Here is a 14,956-nt window from a genome sequence, read left to right as displayed (position 1 = left end):
GGAGAGCGAACGAAACGGTTTCGTACTCTCCGTACGATACGAAGGTACCCCCGCCGCCAGCGAAACGAAACCGTTTCGTACGTGTCCTGGGCCACACCTCGTCCCCTTCCGTACGCCCGTACGAGTTGCCGCACCCCCTCCACGCGGAAAGCATGAACGGGTGAGAGACGACGTGGCCTACCTCCGCTTCCCGCACCTCCACGACGACCTGCTGTGCTTCACGGCCGAGGACGACCTCTGGATCGCCCCCCTCGCCGCCGCCGGCCGGCCCCCCGGCCGCGCCTGGCGGCTCACCGTCGACCGCACCCGCGCCGGACACCCGCGCTTCTCCCCCGACGGGCGCCACATCGCCTACACGAACTGGCGCAGCCTCGACCCGGAGATCCACCTCGTGCCGGTCGACGGCGGCCACCCCCGCCAGCTCACCCACTGGGGATCCACCGACACCCGCGTCTGCGGCTGGTCCCCCGACGGCGACATCCTCGCCGTCTCCTCGCACGGCCAGCCCTTCTCGTACTTCTCCTGGGCCTACACCGTCGCCACCGACGGCTCGCCCGGCGGCACGATGCCCTGGGGCCCCGTCTCCGACATCGCCGTGCGCGACCTCGACGGCGAGCGCCGCACCCTCCTGCTCACCGGCACCCCGCCGCACGAACCCGCCGCCTGGAAGCGGTACCGGGGCGGCGCCACGGGCCGCCTCTGGCTCCACGGCGAACGGCTCCTGCCCGACATCGGCGGCCACCTCGCCGACCCGATGTTCGTCGCCGCCCCGCCCGGCGAGGAGGGGTACCGCATCGCCTTCCTCTCCGACCACGAGGGCGTCGGCAACCTCTACTCCTGCCGCCCCGACGGCACCGGCCTGCGCCGCCACACCGACCACGCCGACTTCTACGCCCGCCACGCCTCCTCCGACGGGCACCGGGTCGTCTACCAGTGCGCCGGCGAGCTGTGGATCGCCGACGACCTCGCCGCCGGCTCCGCACCGCGCCGCCTGGAGGTCCGCCTCGGCGGCCAGCGGGCCGGCCGCCGCCCCTACCAGGTGCCCGCCTCCCGGCACGTCGACGCGCTCTCCGTCGACGAGACCGGCCGGGCCAGCGCCGTCGGCGTACGGGGCAGCCTCTACTGGCTCACCCACCGCGACGGGCCCGCCCGCGCACTCACCGACACCCCCGGCGTCCGCGTCCGGCTCCCCGAGATGCTCGGCAGCGGCGGCCAGATCGCCTACGTCACCGACGCCGAGGGCGACGACGCCGTCGAGATCGCCTACCTGCCCCGGGCCAGCGGCGACCGGCCCCCGCGCCGGCTCGCCGCCGGAGAACTCGGCCGGGTCGAGGAACTCGTCGCCGACCCCGACGGCGAACGGCTCGCCATCGCCTCGCACGACGGCCGCCTCCTCCTCCTCGACGCGACGGAGGACTCCAACGGCGAGGTCACCGAACTCATCCGCTCCGTCAACGGCCCCGTCCGCGACCTCGCCTTCTCCCCCGACGGCGCCTGGCTCACCTGGTCCCACCCCGGCATCGGCCGCTCCCTGCGCTCCATCAAGCTCGTCCGCATCTCCGGCCCCGGCCCCCGCACGGTCATCGACGTCACCAACGGGCGCTTCGAGGACGAGAACCCGGTCTTCACCAGCGACGGGCGCTACCTCGCCTTCCTCTCCTGGCGCGGCTTCGACCCGGTGTACGACGTCCACACCGGCGACCTGTCCTTCCCGCTCGGCTGCCGCCCCTACCTCGTGCCGCTCTCCTCCGCGACCCCCTCCCCCTTCGCGCTCCTCCCCGACGGGCGCCCGGCGGCCGGCGGCCTCGACCCCGCCGACGACGGCGCCGACAGCGGCGACGGCACCGTCACCGTCGAGATCGAGGGACTGCCCGACCGGGTCACCCCCTTCCCCGTCGCCGCCTCCAAGTACTCGGCGCTCGCCCCCGTCTCCGGCGGCGGCCTCGTCTGGCTGCGCTGGCCCATCTCCGGCGCCCTCGGCGAGACCTTCGCCAACCCCGCCGACACCTCCGGCCGCCCCACCCTGGAGCACTACTCCGTCGTCAAAGCCCGCCGCACCGAACTCGCCCGCGACCTCGACTGGTTCGCCGTCAGCGGCGACGGCAGCCGGCTCGTCGTCTTCGACGAGGGCGAACTGCGGGCCGTCCCCGCCACCGAACCCGGCGACGGGGACTCCACCGTCTACCTCGACCTGCGCCGCATCCTCCACGACGTCGACCCCGGCGCCGAGTGGCGCCAGTCCTACGACGAGGCCGGGCGGATCGTCCGCGCCTACTTCTGGGACCCGGGGATGAGCGGCGTCGACTGGGACGCGATCCTCGACCAGTACCGCCCCCTGCTCGAACGGGTCGCCTCCCCCGACGAGTTCGCCGACCTCCTCCGCGAGGTGATGGGCGAACTCGGCACCTCCCACGCCTACGTCACCCCCGCCCGGCGCAACGAGGGCCCCGCCCACTACCAGCGCCCCCAGGGCCTCCTCGGCGCCAACCTCGTCCCCCGCGAGGACGGCTGGGTGGTCAAGCGGATCCTCCCCGGCGAGTCCTCCGACTCCAAGGCCCGCTCCCCGCTGGCCGGCACCGGCATCCGCGAGGGCGCCGCCCTCACCCACGTCGACGGCCGGCCCGTCGACCCCGTCACCGGCCCCTACCCGCTGCTCGCCGGCACCGGCGGCACCACCGTCGAACTCACCTTCACCCCGGCCGGCGGCGAGGGCCGCTCCCGCCGCGTCGCCGTCGTCCCGCTCGTCGACGAACGCCCCCTGCGCTACCAGGACTGGGTCGCCAAACGCCGGGCCGTGGTCCGCGAACTCAGCGGCGGCCGCTGCGGCTACCTCCACATCCCCGACATGGGCGGCTCCGGCTGGGCCCAGTTCAACCGCGACCTGCGGATGGAGGTCTCCCGCCCGGCCCTCATCGTCGACGTGCGCGGCAACGCCGGCGGCCACATCAGCGAACTCGTCGTGGAGACCCTCACCCGCAGGATCATCGGCTGGGACCTCACCCGCAACGCCCAGCCCGTCAGCTACGCCTCCAACGCCCCCCGCGGCCCCGTCGTCGCCCTCGCCGACGAGGCCACCTCCTCCGACGGCGACATGATCACCGCCGCGTTCAAGCTCCTCGGCCTCGGCCCCGTCGTCGGCCAGCGCACCTGGGGCGGCGTCGTCGGCATGACCGGCCGGCACAAGCTCGGCGACGGCACCCAGATCACCGTCCCCATGAACGCCGCCTGGTTCACCGAGTGGGGCTGGTCCGTGGAGAACCACGGCGTCGTGCCCGACCTCGCGGTCCTGCGCACCCCCCTCGACTGGGCCGAGGGCCGGCACGCCCAGCTCGACGACGCCGTCCACAAGGCCCTCGCCCTGCTGGACGCGGAACCGGCGGCGAACCCGCCCGGCTACGAGGACGTGCCGGACCGCTCCCGCCCGAAACTCCCCCCGAGGTCCAGCTCGTAGGCGATGGCGGACTCCCCGGTCCTCAGCCGCTCAGCGCCGACCGCGCCGAAGCCGACCCGGGCGAGCACCGCCCGGGAAGCGGTGTTGCCGGCGGACGTCCTGGCGTACAGCCGGCGCAGCCCGTACTCCTCCGCGGCCAGCCGGCACACCTCCAGGACGCCCCGGGTGGCGAGACCCCGGCCGGTCGCCGACTCGGCGATCCGGTAGCCGAGTTCGGCCGCGCCGTCGGCCACGTCGACGAGGTTGACCCGGCCGACGATCGCCCCGTCCCCGGCCACCAGGACGTGGAAGCGGATCGTCCCCTCCTCCTGCTCGTCGAGCAGCGCCCGGTGCCGGGCGTCGAACTCCGCGAAGTAGGCGTCCCCCCGGTCGGGCACGGTGGCGGCGAAGTAGGCCCGGTTCTCCCGCTCGAAGACGAGCAGGGCCGGAGCGTGGTCGGGGCGCAGGCGTTCGAGTACGACGGACATGGGGGCCACGGTACGAAGTTCCCCCCGCGGCCGCCCGCGCATTACCGACGCGCGGGACGCGGACGCGCGAGGACCGGACGCCCCGGACGCGAGGACCGGACGCCCCGGACGCGAGGACCGGACGCCCCGGACGCGCGGGCCGGACGCCCCGGACGCGCGGAAGGCGCACCCGGCGTCCCGGGTGCGCCTTCCGTCACAGGACGGGCGTCAGGCCTCGTGCTCGTCGCGGACGCCGCGCTGCCGCGCCTCGCGCTGCGCGCGCTCCTTCGCGTCCTGGGAGCCCTCGCGGCTCTGCGAAGCGCGCTGGGAGGCCTCGTCCTTGGCCTTGCCCATGGCGTCCTTGGCGCGCTCCTGGAGCTCCTGCGCCTTGTCCTGGAACTGGTCCTTGATGCCCATGAAGGTCACTCCTAGACGGGTGTGAGGGGGTCGGGGGCGCGTGCCCCCTGGGCCTCGACCAGCCTTGCACGAGCGAACATTCCACGCATTTCGATCAATTACCGTCCGTGCGGGCCCCGGTCACGCCTTCCCCGTCCGGGACTGCTCGTCGGCCGCCCCGCCCGCGCCCACCAGCCCCTTGGAGACCGTGGAGAGCCGGGGCTCGAAGCGGGCCACCTCGCGCTTCCCGACGGTCGCGACGATCCCGGGGAGATGGCCGCGGACGGCCTGCATCCCGCGCAGCCACCACTGTGCGTACACGTGGGCCGAGCGGCGCTCGATGCCCTCGACGATCCGGTCCACGGCCGGGCCGAGCGGGTACGTGCGGTTCGACGGCCAGGGCAGCCGCTGCCGCAGCTCCTTCATCACGTCGTCCTGGTCCGCGCCCCGCACCATGTCGGTGTCGGTCCAGGAGAGGTAGCCGACGCCGACCTTCACGCCCTTGTAGGCGACCTCGGCCCGCAGGCTGTGCGCGAACGCCTCGACGCCGGACTTGGAGGCGCAGTACGCGGTCATCATCGGGGCCGGGGTGATCGCGGCGAGCGAGGCGATCTGGAGGAAGTACCCCCGGGACTCCATGAGGACCGGCAGGAAGGCGCGGCCGGTGACCGCCCCGCCGATCAGGTTGACCTCGATGACCCGCCGCCAGGCGACCGGGTCGGAGTCGACGAACGGCCCGCCGGCCGCGACGCCCGCGTTGGCGACGACGATGTCGACCTTGCCGAAGCGCTCCTTGACCTCGGCGGCGACCCGGGCCATCGCCTCGTGGTCGGTGACGTCCGCCTCCCACCAGTCGGCCTCGGTGTGCAGCCGTCCCGCGACCTCCTTCAGGAGCTCCGGCTCCAGGCCGACCAGCGCGATCCTGGCGCCGCGCGCGGAGAGCTTGCGGGCGAGGAGCTCGCCGACCCCGCGGGCGCCGCCGGTGACGACGGCGACCTGTCCTTCCAGACTGACCCTGCTCATACCCCTGCCTCCTTGCCGGTCGGGTGCGCTCCGAGATACGTGAGCGTCAGTTCGCGGATCTGCGCGGTGACGGCCTCCGGGGCCTCGACCGGCGTCATGTGGCCCATGCCGGCCAGTTCGGTCAGGCCGGTGCAGTGCGGCAGCGCCTCCGCCATGGCCCGGGAGTGGACCGGCGGGGTGAGCCGGTCCGCGGTGCCGACCAGGACGGCGGCGGGGACCCGCAGCTCCCGCACGCCCGCCGCCAGGTCGAGGCCGGCCAGCACCTGCGACCAGCCGAAGCGGGACGGGCGCGGGCAGGCGTGCACGATGCGGGCGCAGGCGTCGACCCGGTCGGGCGCGGAGCCCGGTCCCATCGTCGCGTATCTGAGGACCTTCTTCGAGATCCCGTTGACCGGTCCCAGCGGTGCCTTGGAGCCGAGGACGGCGCCGGTCAGCCGGGTCCGCAGCCCGCCGGGTCCGAGCGGCACCACGGTGGCCTCGGAGGTGAGGCGGGACGGGCCGGTGGAGCAGAGCAGGACGGCGGCGGCGTGCTGGACGAAGCCGGGGCGGCCGGCCGCGGCCATGATCGTCATGCCGCCCATGGAGTGCCCGGCGACGACGGCCCGCTCGCCGGGCCCGAGGGTGGCCGCGAGCACCGCCTCCAGGTCGTCGGCGAGGGCGGTGGTCGAGTAGCCGCCGGGCGCCGGGACCGGGGAGCGGCCGTGGCCGCGCTGGTCGTAGGCGATGACCCGGTGGTCGGCGGCGAGCGCCCGGATCTGCTCGGCCCAGAAGCCGATGGAGCAGGTCCAGCCGTGGGCGAGGACGACGGCGGGCGCGCCCTCGGGGCCGTACACCTCGGTGTGCAGCTCGGCCCCGTCGGCGGACCGGACGGTGAGGGTACGGGGTGCGGGGAGGCCGATCACCGGCTGGCCTCCTTCTTGCGGGCGGCGCGGCGGGCGGCCGGTTCGGGGGTGGCCGCGACCGGCTTCGGGGCCCGCAGGACCTCGTACTCGGAGAGGTCGACCAGCCGGGTCTCGCGGCGGAACTCGCCGGTGGTGCCCGGCCACAGGGTGGTGTTGCGGCCGTTGGCGTCGAGGTACCAGCTGTCGCAGCCGCCGGCCTTCCAGACGGTCCGCTCCATGCGGTTCTGGACCTTGCGGTTCCAGGCGTGGACGGCGGAGGGGCGGGCGGCGAGCGCGGACCTGCCTCCGAGGACGTCGAGCTGGCGCAGGTAGTCGGCCATGTAGTTCAGCTGGGACTCGATCATGAGGATCATGGAGGAGTTCCCGAGGCCGGTGTTGGGCCCGATGATCGTCATCCAGTTGGGGAAGCCGTCGACGGTGGCGCCGCGCAGGGACTGCACGCCGTCCTTCCAGTGCTCGGCGAGGGAGCGTCCGCCGGCGCCGAAGACGCGGTCCGCGACCGGCATGTCGGTGACGTGGAAGCCGGTGCCGAAGATGATCGCGTCGACCTCGGTCTCGCTGCCGTCGGAGCCGACGAGGACATTGCCGCGGATCTCCTGGAGCCCGCCGCCGACGACGTCGACGTTGGGCTGCGCGAGGGCCGGGTAGTACGTGTTGGAGAGCAGGATCCGCTTGCAGCCGATGCGGTACGAGGGCGTGAGCCTGGCCCGCAGCACCGGGTCCTTGACCGCCTTCGCGATGTTGGCCTTGGCCAGCTTCTCGACCAGGCCGAGCTCGCCGGGGTGCTTGGTGAAGGCGCCGACCTGGAGTTCCCGGATGCCCCACAGGATGCCGCGGCGCAGGGTGGCGGTGACCGGAAGCTTCCGGTGCAGCCAGCGCTCGGGGCCGCTGATGGCCCGGTCCATGCGGGGCATGACCCAGGGGGCGGTGCGCTGGAAGAGGGTCAGCTTCGCGACCTCGGGCTGGATGGCGGGGACGATCTGGATGGCGGAGGCGCCGGTGCCGATCATGGCGACGCGCTTGCCGCGCAGGTCGTAGTCGTGGTCCCAGCGGGCCGAGTGGAAGACCTTGCCGGTGAAGCCGTCGATCCCCGGGACATCGGGGATCCTGGGGTCGGAGAGCGGCCCGGTGGCGGAGACGATGACGTCGGCGCTGAACGATCCGGAGCTGGTCTCGATCCGCCAGCGCAGCTCGTCGGCGTCCCACTCCATCCGCCGCACCTCGTGGTTCAGCCGCAGGTGCGGCCGGAGTCCGAAGGTGTCGGCGACGTGCTCCAGGTAGGCCCGGATGTGCCGCTGCCCGGAGAAGGTGCGGGGCCAGTCCGGGTTGGGCGCGAAGGAGAAGGAGTAGAGGTGCGAGGGCACGTCGCAGGCGCACCCGGGGTAGCTGTTGTCCCGCCAGGTGCCGCCCACGGAGTCGGCCCGCTCCAGGACGACGAAGTCGGTGATCCCCTCGCGGCGCAGCCGGACGGCGGCACCGAGCCCCCCGAACCCCGATCCGATCACCGCCACCCGAACGTGCTCGTGCTTCGCCATGCCGCCTCCCGTGCGCCCGGCCAAGATTCCGCCAGCAATCACTGGCACAGTCGGGACTGTAGAGCAGCTCCATACCGAGCGGTAGGGGTCGCGCGAGGGAAAGTTACCGGCGGTACAACATAGGCTGGCGGGCGTGGCGGAACGATCAGGAGAACAGGCGATGCCCGCGGAGGCCCCGGAGCCCCCGCACGAGTACCGCATGGCAGAACTGGCCGAGGCGGCCGGGATCACCGTGCGGACCCTGCGGTTCTACCGGGAGCGGGGACTGATCCCGCCGCCCCGCCGCGAGGGCCGGATCGCCTGGTACGACGGGAGCCACCTGGCCAGACTCCGCACCATCGCCGCCCTGCTCGAACGGGGCCACACCCTGACCGGCATCGCCGACCTGACCACCGCCTTCGAGTCCGGCCGCGACGTCGGCGAGGTCCTGGAGCTGGGCCCCCCGACCGAGGAGGAGCCGGTCCGGCTCACCCCCGAGGAGCTGGCCGACCGCTTCGCCGGCGAGGTCACGCCGGAGAACCTCGCCGCCGCCCTCGACCTCGGCTACCTCGCCACCGACGGCGAGGACATCATCCACGTCAGCCGCCGCCTCCTCGACGTCTCCGCCGCCCTCGTCCGCGAGGGCGTGCCGCTCGCCGAGGTCCTGAAGGCCGGCGCCCGCGTCCGCGAACACGCCGAGGCGCTCGCCGGCCTCTTCGCCGAGATGCTGACCGCCCACACCGAGGAGGCCGACGTCCAGCGCCTCCGCCCGCTGGCCAAGAGCGTCGTGGAGGCCGAGCTCTCCATGGCCCTCGACCGCCGCCTCCGCGGCGGACGGGGCTGAGAGGAACCCGGCCCGAGCGCGCCTAGAGGGCGTAGACGGCCGTCACGGGCGCGTGGTCGCTCCACCGCTCGGCGTGGGTGGCGGCCCGCTCCACGTACGCCTTGACCGCCTTCGCGGCCAGCCCCGGCGTGGTCATCTGGTAGTCGATCCGCCATCCCGAGTCGTTGTCGAAGGCCCGGCCCCGGTAGGACCACCAGGAGTAGGGGCCCTCCTGGTCGGGGTGGAGGGCGCGGACGACGTCGACGTAACCGCCGTCGGTCTCCTCCAGGACGCGGGTGAGCCACTCGCGCTCCTCGGGGAGGAAGCCGGCGCTCTTGCGGTTGGCTTTCCAGTTCTTGAGGTCGGCCTCGCGGTGGGCGATGTTCCAGTCGCCGCAGACCACGACCTCGCGGCCGTCGGCGGCGGCGCGGACCCGCAGCTCCTTGAGGTAGGGCAGGAACTCGCCCATGAAGCGGTACTTCTCGTCCTGCTTCTCGGTCTCCGCCTCGCCGGAGGGGAGGTAGAGGCTGGCGACGGTGACCCCGGGCAGATCGGCCTCGATGTAGCGGCCGGAGCCGTCGAACTCGGCGGAGCCGAAGCCGACGCGGACGGCGTCGGGCTCGCGGCGGAGGTAGAGGGAGACGCCGGCGCGGCCCTTGGCGGCGGCGGGCGCGTGGAAGACGAACCAGCCCTCGGGGGTCCGCACCTCGGCGGGCAGCTGGGCCTCCTCGGCGCGCACCTCCTGGAGGCAGACGGCGTCGGCGGAGGTCTCCGCCAGCCACTCGACGAAGCCCTTCTTGGCGGCGGCACGGAGACCGTTGACGTTCGCGCTCGTGACAGTGAACATCCCGGGAGAATACCGACACCCGCCCTCTTCGCTCACACGTACGATGGCTGGCATGCGCATCCAGCCGACTCCGTACGACCACCCCGACGCCGTGAAACTGCAGGACGCGGTGCAGGCCGAGTACGCCGTCCGCTACGACAGCGAGGGCGACGCCACACCGCTCGACCCCGCCATGTTCGTCCCGCCGCGGGGCCTCTACCTCCTCGCGTACGACTCCGCCGACCGGCCGGTCGCGAGCGGCGCCTGGCGCCGCCAGGACGAGAACGAGGAGGGGTACGCGGACGGCGACGCCGAGCTCAAGCGGATGTACGTCGTCCCCGAGGCGCGCGGCCTGGGCCTGGCCCGCCGCCTCCTCGCCCTCCTGGAGGACGACGCCCGCGCCGCCGGCCGCAGCCGCATGGTCCTGGAGACCGGCACGGCCCAGCCCGAGGCCATCGCCCTCTACGCCTCCAGCGGCTACGAGCCGTGCGTCAAGTTCGGCCACTACCGGCACCACGAGAGCAGCCGCTGCTTCGCCAAGCCGCTGACCTGACCCGTCCCGGCTCCCTCCCCCGGAACCGTCGGCCCGGCGTGCTAGCGTCCGCCGACCGAACGAATGCCCGAGGGGGGCACCTACTTGCGCAAGCGCACGTTTCTCAGCGCCGGAGTGGCGGCGACGCTGCTCGCCACCGGCGGCATCATCGGCGGGGCGGGGACGGCCGTGGCGGCCGGCGACCCGACGTACCACTTCGACCCCGTCGACGCCCGGGTCCTCATGCCGGGCGAGGGCTACACCTGGCTGTCGCCGTCCCGCAGCGGCGGCCAGCACACGGGGGAGCCGGACGGCACCTTCGTCTACGCCATCAGCAAGAAGCCGCTGACCGACGCCGGCTGGGCCGGCGGCGGCGCGCCGGCCGGTCTGAAGGTCGACCCGACGGCCGACTGCAAGCCGAAGACCGGCAAGGCCGGCGTCTACCTCTGCGACATCCGGTCGGCCGGCTTCCCCGCGCCCGAGGTCGCGGCGACGAGCACCGCGGCGGACAACACGACCGCGTACTACTCGCTGGTCTACGTGCCGCGCGGCTCTAGCGTCGACGCCGGGATCAAGGAGGCGCAGACCGCCGCCACCAAGCCGATCGGCACCCACAGGGCGCACTCCACGATCACCGTGAAGACCCGCGCCCACGTCGCCGGGAACACCATGGCGTTCACCGTCCCCGCCCTCCCGGCCGGCGGCACGGTCAAGCACACCGTGAAGCTGCACGCGGTCGACGCGGGCGAGCTCGCCCTCGGCCTGTCCCCCGCGCCCGGCCAGCGGCGCTGGGACGAGGGCGAGCTGAAGGTCCAGGTCACCGGCGTGGACGCGGGTGGCGCCACCGGTGCCGCCTGCGATCACTCGCTCGGCGAGATCGGCCGGGGCGAGGACATCCGCTGCGAGATCGCCGCGCCCGGTGACTACACGGTCTCCTACACCCTCAAGGCCGCCGCGACCTCGCCCGCCTGGCGGCTGCGCGCCACCGGCGTGTACGAGGTGTACGACTTCGGCACCGGGAACCCGGAGAAGGCCGCCGACTTCGGCGTCACCAGCACGATCCCGGTCACCGCGCGCTACCAGCTCATCGGCCGCACACCGGGCGGCGACCTGTACTTCAACCAGGGCTCCGGCCGCGGCCCGCAGGTCTTCTCGTACAGCGACATGGCCGGCGGCGTCGCCGACTGGAACGGCTACTCGGCCCTCACCCGCCTCGGTCCGCTGACCGTGCAGAGCACCGGCCCCGGCGCCGTGGCCCGCGACCGGAGCGGTGTGCTCTGGTCGCTGGCCGCCTCCGGGGACGGCGGGCTCTTCGAGGAGCGCCGGAAGGTCGGCGGCGGCTGGAACACCTTCGACGCGCTGACCGGCGCGGGCGACCTGACCGGCGACGGCAGGGCCGACCTGCTCGCCCGCGACAAGGCGGGCACGCTGTGGCTGTACCGGGGCACCGGCGTCACGACGGCCCCGTTCGCCGCCAAGACCCGTATCGGCGGCGGCTGGTACGCCTTCGACTCGCTCACCGGCGGCACCGACCTCAGCGGTGACGGCAGGCCCGACCTGCTCGCCCGTGACAAGGCCGGCGTGCTGTGGCTCTACCCCGGCGACGGCAAGGGCGCGTTCGGCGCCCGCCACCGGATCGGCGGCGGCTGGGGCGGCTACAACTCCCTGGTCTCGCCCGGCGATCTGAACTCGGACGGCCGGGCCGACCTCGTGGCCCGCGACTCCGCCGGCGTCCTCTGGTACTACCAGGGCACCGGCACCGCGAGCCGCCCGTTCCCGGCCCGCGTCAGGGTCGGCGGCGGCTGGAACATGTACAACCTGCTCTTCTGAGCCGACCGGCAGGTGAGGGGGCCCGGACCGCGGCGACGGTCCGGGCCCCCCTCGCGTCCGCTCCCGCGGACGACAGGGCCCGCCGCCTCGATCAGGTGCGGGCAAAACGAAGATCCCGGTCAGTCGAACCGACTGACCGGGATCTTGTCACTTGTGGACCTGAGGGGATTCGAACCCCTGACCCCCTCGATGCGAACGAGGTGCGCTACCGGACTGCGCCACAGGCCCCTGCGACGTGTGAAACATTAGCATCCCGGTCGGCGAGAAGAAAAATCGCTTTCGCCGCAGGTCAGAAGAGGACCCCCGGGGCACCGTCACTCGTTGGCGGCGCGGGGGCGGTCCTCGTCCGCGTACTGGTCGAAGAGCGGGGTCCGGCCGTGGTCGTGGCCGCGGCGCGGCGGGACCGGGCGGCGGCGCGGGGCCGGCGAGGCGGCGGGCGGCTGCTCGGCGGTGGAGGAGCGGGCGGCGCTCCAGGTCTCCGGGTCGGTGACGTCCACACCGTGCGAGGCGCGCGGGGCGACCGGCGCGGTGACGTACGTGGGCAGCGGCACCGGCACGGGGTCCCAGCTGTCGCCGCGGGCCGGGCCGCGCTCGCGCTGCTGGTCCACCCACTCGGCGTGGTCGGTCTGCTCGACCAGCGCGCGCCGGTCGGCCTCCTGCGGGGAGACCGGCGGAGCGGGCGTGGGCTCCGGCTCGGGCGTGGGCGCGGCGGCCCGGCGGCTCTCGCGGAGCCGGGCGGCGGCGGCCTCGGCGCGGCGCCGGTCCATCACGTAGACGAACCGGCGGCGCTCCTGCCCGCGCAGGTGGACGATGTACGCGCTGAGCAGCACGGCGGGGACGGCCGGCGCCCACAGGAAGGCGACGCCGCCGACGGCGGCGACCACGGCTCCGAGGGTGAAGGCCGAGAAGAGCACGATCGTGGTGCGCCGGCGACGCGCGAGGGCCTTGCCGCGGCGGGCCCGCTCGGCGGCGCCGCCGGCGGCCGCGGAAGGCTGCCGGGGGGCCGGGGCGGGAGCCGGCTCGGGCTCGCGCTCGGGTTCGGGGAGTTCCAGGCGCGCCTCGGTCCTGGCCGGAGGCGCGGCGAAGGCCCGGACGTCGACCGAGCCGAGATGCTCGGTCGCCGCGTCCGGGTCCACGTCGGGCACCACGTCCAGGGCCGTACGGTCCCGCTCGCGCAGCTCCTTGGCGTACCGGCGCTCCATGCCCGCCCGTCCGGACAGCAGCCGGATGGCGGTGCTGAAGCGTTCCGTCGGACGGGCTTCGTTCAGCTCGTCCTGCCTGCGGAGCCACATCGGCACCAAGTAGGCGGCCCAGGCCCCGACGATGACTGCGTAGATGAGGCCGCTGCTGCTCACGCCTCACACGGTAGAGGGGTTCGCGACGGGGCATCGGCCAATTGGCCCGGTGTGTCGCACGATCTGGCTGATATCACTGAACTTTTTTGTGATTGTTCAGATCGATCGGTGTTCATATGCCACTGGAATTCGAACAGTTATATGAATTACGGGAGAGAGTGAAGCTCCGGACGGGCACTCAGGCCGCGTCCCTGCGCCGGGTGCGGTGCCAGCGGGCGAGCAGGCCCTCCGGGATCTCCTCCGCCGTCAGCGCGAACACCAGATGGTCCCGCCAGGCCCCGTCGATGTGCAGATAGCGCGGCCGCACGCCCTCTTCCCGGAAACCGAGTTTCTCCGCCACCCGGCGCGAAGGGCCGTTCTCCGGGCGGATGCACACCTCCATGCGGTGCAGCCCCACCGCCCGGAAGCAGTGGTCGGTCGCCAGCGCGACCGCCGTCGGCATCACCCCGCGCCCGGCGACCTCGCGGTCCACCCAGTAGCCCACGTGCCCCGAGCACATCGAGCCCCAGGTGATCCCGGCCACCGTCAACTGCCCGGCCATCCGCCCCCGGTACTCGATCACGAACGGCAGCATCCGCCCGGCGTTCGCCTCCGACCGCAGATGGCGCACCATCTGACGGTACGTGGGGCGCTGCGCGGGCGGCATGCCGGGCGCGGGCGGCGGCACCGTCGCCTCCCAGGGGCGCAGCCAGTCGCGGTTGCGGCGGTTCACCTCCCGCCACTCCCGCTGGTCGCGCATCCTTATCGGGCGGAGCAGCACGTCTCCGTCGGCGAGGACGGCCGGCCAGGCCGTGGTCATGAGGCGGGGCCCGCTTCCGCCGGTCTCGGGTGGTCGCCGCCGCGGATCTGGTCCACGGCGTGGCGCAGCAGCGGTTCCAGGACGGCGAGCCCGTCCCGTACCCCGCCGGTCGAGCCCGGCAGGTTCACGATCAGGGTGGTGCCCGCGACGCCGGCGAGTCCGCGCGAGAGCGCCGCCGTCGGCACCTTCTCCCGGCCGTACGCCCGGATCGCCTCCGGGATGCCCGGGATCTCCCGCTCCAGGAGCCGGGCGGTGACCTCGGGCGTCTCGTCGGTCGGCGAGACGCCGGTGCCGCCGGTCGTGAGGATCACGTCGTACCCGGCGGCGATCCCGGCGCGGAGGGCCGCCTCGACGGGCGCCCCGTCCGGGACGACCTGCGGCCCGTCGACGGCGAAGCCCATCGCGCGCAGCCCCTCGGCGATCAGCGGCCCGCCCTTGTCCGGGTAGACCCCGGCGGAGGCCCGGTTGGAGGCGGTGACGACGAGCGCCGCGTACGGCGCGGTGAGCGGGCCGCCGTGGGCGTCGTGTCCTCCCGCGGCCCGGCCGTCGCGCGTCACGCGTCGTCCCGGGTCCAGTGCCCCGACTTGCCGCCGGTCTTCTCCTCCACCCGTACGTCGGAGATGACCGCGCCCTTGTCGACCGCCTTGATCATGTCCACCACCGTCAGCGCGGCCACCGAGACGGCGGTCAGCGCCTCCATCTCGACGCCCGTGCGGTCGGTGGTCCGCACCGTCGCCAGGATCTCCACGGCGTCGTCCGCCACGGTGAGGTCCAGCGTGACCCCGGAGACGGCCAGCGGGTGGCAGAGCGGGATGAGGTCGGGGGTCTTCTTCGCGCCCATGATCCCGGCGATCCGCGCGGTGGCCAGGGCGTCGCCCTTCGGCACGCCCTCGCCGCGCAGCAGCTCGATCACGCGCGGCGAGACGAGCACCCGTCCGCTGGCGCGTGCCGTGCGGGACGTGACGTCCTTCGCCGATACGTCGACCATGCGGGCGGCGCCCGCCTCGTCGATGTGGGTGAGACCTTGCTGCGTGCTCATGGCCGTGACACTCCCGGTCG

The 14,956-nt window shown here is 73.8% G+C and carries 14 protein-coding genes and 1 tRNA gene; 4 read left to right on the top strand and 11 right to left on the bottom strand.

Annotated features, from left to right (window positions below):
• Positions 1-160: 160 nt before the first annotated feature.
• The gene (locus tag ACF1BN_RS15290) at positions 161-3,451 is read left to right on the top strand and encodes a S41 family peptidase (protein ID WP_392332094.1); all 3,291 of its coding nucleotides are present in this window, start codon (positions 161-163) and stop codon (positions 3,449-3,451) included.
• On the opposite strand, the gene ACF1BN_RS15285 is transcribed toward ACF1BN_RS15290, so the two are convergent.
• The 5 genes from ACF1BN_RS15285 to ACF1BN_RS15265 all read right to left on the bottom strand — a co-directional run bounded on the left by ACF1BN_RS15285 (position 3,394) and on the right by ACF1BN_RS15265 (position 7,753).
• The gene (locus tag ACF1BN_RS15285) at positions 3,394-3,918 is read right to left on the bottom strand and encodes a GNAT family N-acetyltransferase (protein ID WP_392332093.1); all 525 of its coding nucleotides are present in this window, start codon (positions 3,916-3,918) and stop codon (positions 3,394-3,396) included. The two genes, ACF1BN_RS15290 and ACF1BN_RS15285, sit on opposite strands and share 58 nt — an antisense overlap.
• 207 nt (positions 3,919-4,125) lie before the next feature.
• Positions 4,126-4,314 carry a hypothetical protein gene (locus ACF1BN_RS15280; protein ID WP_392332092.1) on the bottom strand — a complete coding sequence of 63 codons (189 nt, stop codon included), beginning with the start codon at positions 4,312-4,314 and terminating at the stop codon, positions 4,126-4,128.
• A gap of 120 nt (positions 4,315-4,434) precedes the next feature.
• Positions 4,435-5,316 carry an SDR family oxidoreductase gene (locus ACF1BN_RS15275; protein ID WP_392332091.1) on the bottom strand — a complete coding sequence of 294 codons (882 nt, stop codon included), beginning with the start codon at positions 5,314-5,316 and terminating at the stop codon, positions 4,435-4,437.
• Positions 5,313-6,218 (bottom strand): alpha/beta fold hydrolase, encoded by a 906-nt coding sequence (locus ACF1BN_RS15270; RefSeq protein WP_392332090.1) that lies wholly within the window; start codon positions 6,216-6,218, stop codon positions 5,313-5,315. Before ACF1BN_RS15270 ends, ACF1BN_RS15275 begins: the two co-directional genes overlap by 4 nt.
• A complete protein-coding gene (locus ACF1BN_RS15265; protein WP_392332089.1) occupies positions 6,215-7,753 on the bottom strand; it encodes a flavin-containing monooxygenase in 1,539 nt (512 codons plus the stop codon). Before ACF1BN_RS15265 ends, ACF1BN_RS15270 begins: the two co-directional genes overlap by 4 nt.
• A gap of 160 nt (positions 7,754-7,913) precedes the next feature.
• Here ACF1BN_RS15265 and ACF1BN_RS15260 point away from each other — a divergent pair, with 160 nt between their 5' ends.
• The gene (locus tag ACF1BN_RS15260) at positions 7,914-8,576 is read left to right on the top strand and encodes a MerR family transcriptional regulator (protein ID WP_392332300.1); all 663 of its coding nucleotides are present in this window, start codon (positions 7,914-7,916) and stop codon (positions 8,574-8,576) included.
• A gap of 22 nt (positions 8,577-8,598) precedes the next feature.
• On the opposite strand, the gene xth is transcribed toward ACF1BN_RS15260, so the two are convergent.
• The gene (gene xth, locus ACF1BN_RS15255) at positions 8,599-9,402 is read right to left on the bottom strand and encodes an exodeoxyribonuclease III (protein ID WP_392332088.1); all 804 of its coding nucleotides are present in this window, start codon (positions 9,400-9,402) and stop codon (positions 8,599-8,601) included.
• 52 nt (positions 9,403-9,454) lie between these two features.
• Between xth and ACF1BN_RS15250 the strand changes: the two genes are divergently transcribed.
• Together ACF1BN_RS15250 and ACF1BN_RS15245 are read left to right on the top strand one after the other, a co-directional pair.
• Positions 9,455-9,934, top strand: coding sequence for a GNAT family N-acetyltransferase (locus ACF1BN_RS15250; protein WP_392332087.1), 480 nt, complete (start codon positions 9,455-9,457; stop codon positions 9,932-9,934).
• Between the two features lie 84 nt (positions 9,935-10,018).
• Positions 10,019-11,743: an FG-GAP repeat domain-containing protein gene (locus tag ACF1BN_RS15245; RefSeq protein WP_392332086.1), complete on the top strand. Its 1,725-nt coding sequence runs from the start codon at positions 10,019-10,021 to the stop codon at positions 11,741-11,743.
• 154 nt (positions 11,744-11,897) lie between these two features.
• On the opposite strand, the gene ACF1BN_RS15240 is transcribed toward ACF1BN_RS15245, so the two are convergent.
• The 5 genes from ACF1BN_RS15240 to moaC all read right to left on the bottom strand — a co-directional run bounded on the left by ACF1BN_RS15240 (position 11,898) and on the right by moaC (position 14,936).
• Positions 11,898-11,971: transfer RNA gene (locus ACF1BN_RS15240), tRNA-Ala, on the bottom strand.
• An 86-nt stretch (positions 11,972-12,057) separates the two neighbouring features.
• A complete protein-coding gene (gene glpR / locus ACF1BN_RS15235; protein ID WP_392332085.1) occupies positions 12,058-13,098 on the bottom strand; it encodes a gephyrin-like molybdotransferase receptor GlpR in 1,041 nt (346 codons plus the stop codon).
• A gap of 178 nt (positions 13,099-13,276) precedes the next feature.
• Complete coding sequence (locus tag ACF1BN_RS15230) at positions 13,277-13,897, bottom strand: GNAT family N-acetyltransferase (protein WP_392332084.1); 621 nt, start codon at positions 13,895-13,897, stop codon at positions 13,277-13,279.
• A complete protein-coding gene (locus tag ACF1BN_RS15225) occupies positions 13,894-14,454 on the bottom strand; it encodes a molybdenum cofactor biosynthesis protein B (protein ID WP_392332083.1) in 561 nt (186 codons plus the stop codon). Before ACF1BN_RS15225 ends, ACF1BN_RS15230 begins: the two co-directional genes overlap by 4 nt.
• Positions 14,451-14,936, bottom strand: coding sequence for a cyclic pyranopterin monophosphate synthase MoaC (gene moaC, locus ACF1BN_RS15220; RefSeq protein WP_189950761.1), 486 nt, complete (start codon positions 14,934-14,936; stop codon positions 14,451-14,453). Before moaC ends, ACF1BN_RS15225 begins: the two co-directional genes overlap by 4 nt.
• Positions 14,937-14,956: the final 20 nt, after the last annotated feature.

The sequence above is a fragment of the Streptomyces sp. NPDC014861 genome, assembly GCF_043081625.1.
Classification (GTDB): Bacteria; Actinomycetota; Actinomycetes; order Streptomycetales; family Streptomycetaceae; genus Streptomyces.
Note: the sequence above shows the minus strand (reverse complement) of the source record. Positions and strands in the feature narration are given on the sequence as shown.

Bases quoted from the DNA above. Each gene is read 5' to 3' on its own strand.
- ACF1BN_RS15285 (WP_392332093.1), bottom strand. From the start codon at position 3,918: ATGTCCGTCGTACTCGAACGCCTGCGCCCCGACCACGCTCCGGCCCTG.
- ACF1BN_RS15275 (WP_392332091.1), bottom strand. From the start codon at position 5,316: ATGAGCAGGGTCAGTCTGGAAGGACAGGTCGCCGTCGTCACCGGCGGC.
- ACF1BN_RS15280 (WP_392332092.1), bottom strand. From the start codon at position 4,314: ATGGGCATCAAGGACCAGTTCCAGGACAAGGCGCAGGAGCTCCAGGAG.
- ACF1BN_RS15265 (WP_392332089.1), bottom strand. From the start codon at position 7,753: ATGGCGAAGCACGAGCACGTTCGGGTGGCGGTGATCGGATCGGGGTTC.
- ACF1BN_RS15230 (WP_392332084.1), bottom strand. From the start codon at position 13,897: ATGACCACGGCCTGGCCGGCCGTCCTCGCCGACGGAGACGTGCTGCTC.
- ACF1BN_RS15260 (WP_392332300.1), top strand. From the start codon at position 7,914: ATGCCCGCGGAGGCCCCGGAGCCCCCGCACGAGTACCGCATGGCAGAA.
- ACF1BN_RS15250 (WP_392332087.1), top strand. From the start codon at position 9,455: ATGCGCATCCAGCCGACTCCGTACGACCACCCCGACGCCGTGAAACTG.
- xth (WP_392332088.1), bottom strand. From the start codon at position 9,402: ATGTTCACTGTCACGAGCGCGAACGTCAACGGTCTCCGTGCCGCCGCC.
- moaC (WP_189950761.1), bottom strand. From the start codon at position 14,936: ATGAGCACGCAGCAAGGTCTCACCCACATCGACGAGGCGGGCGCCGCC.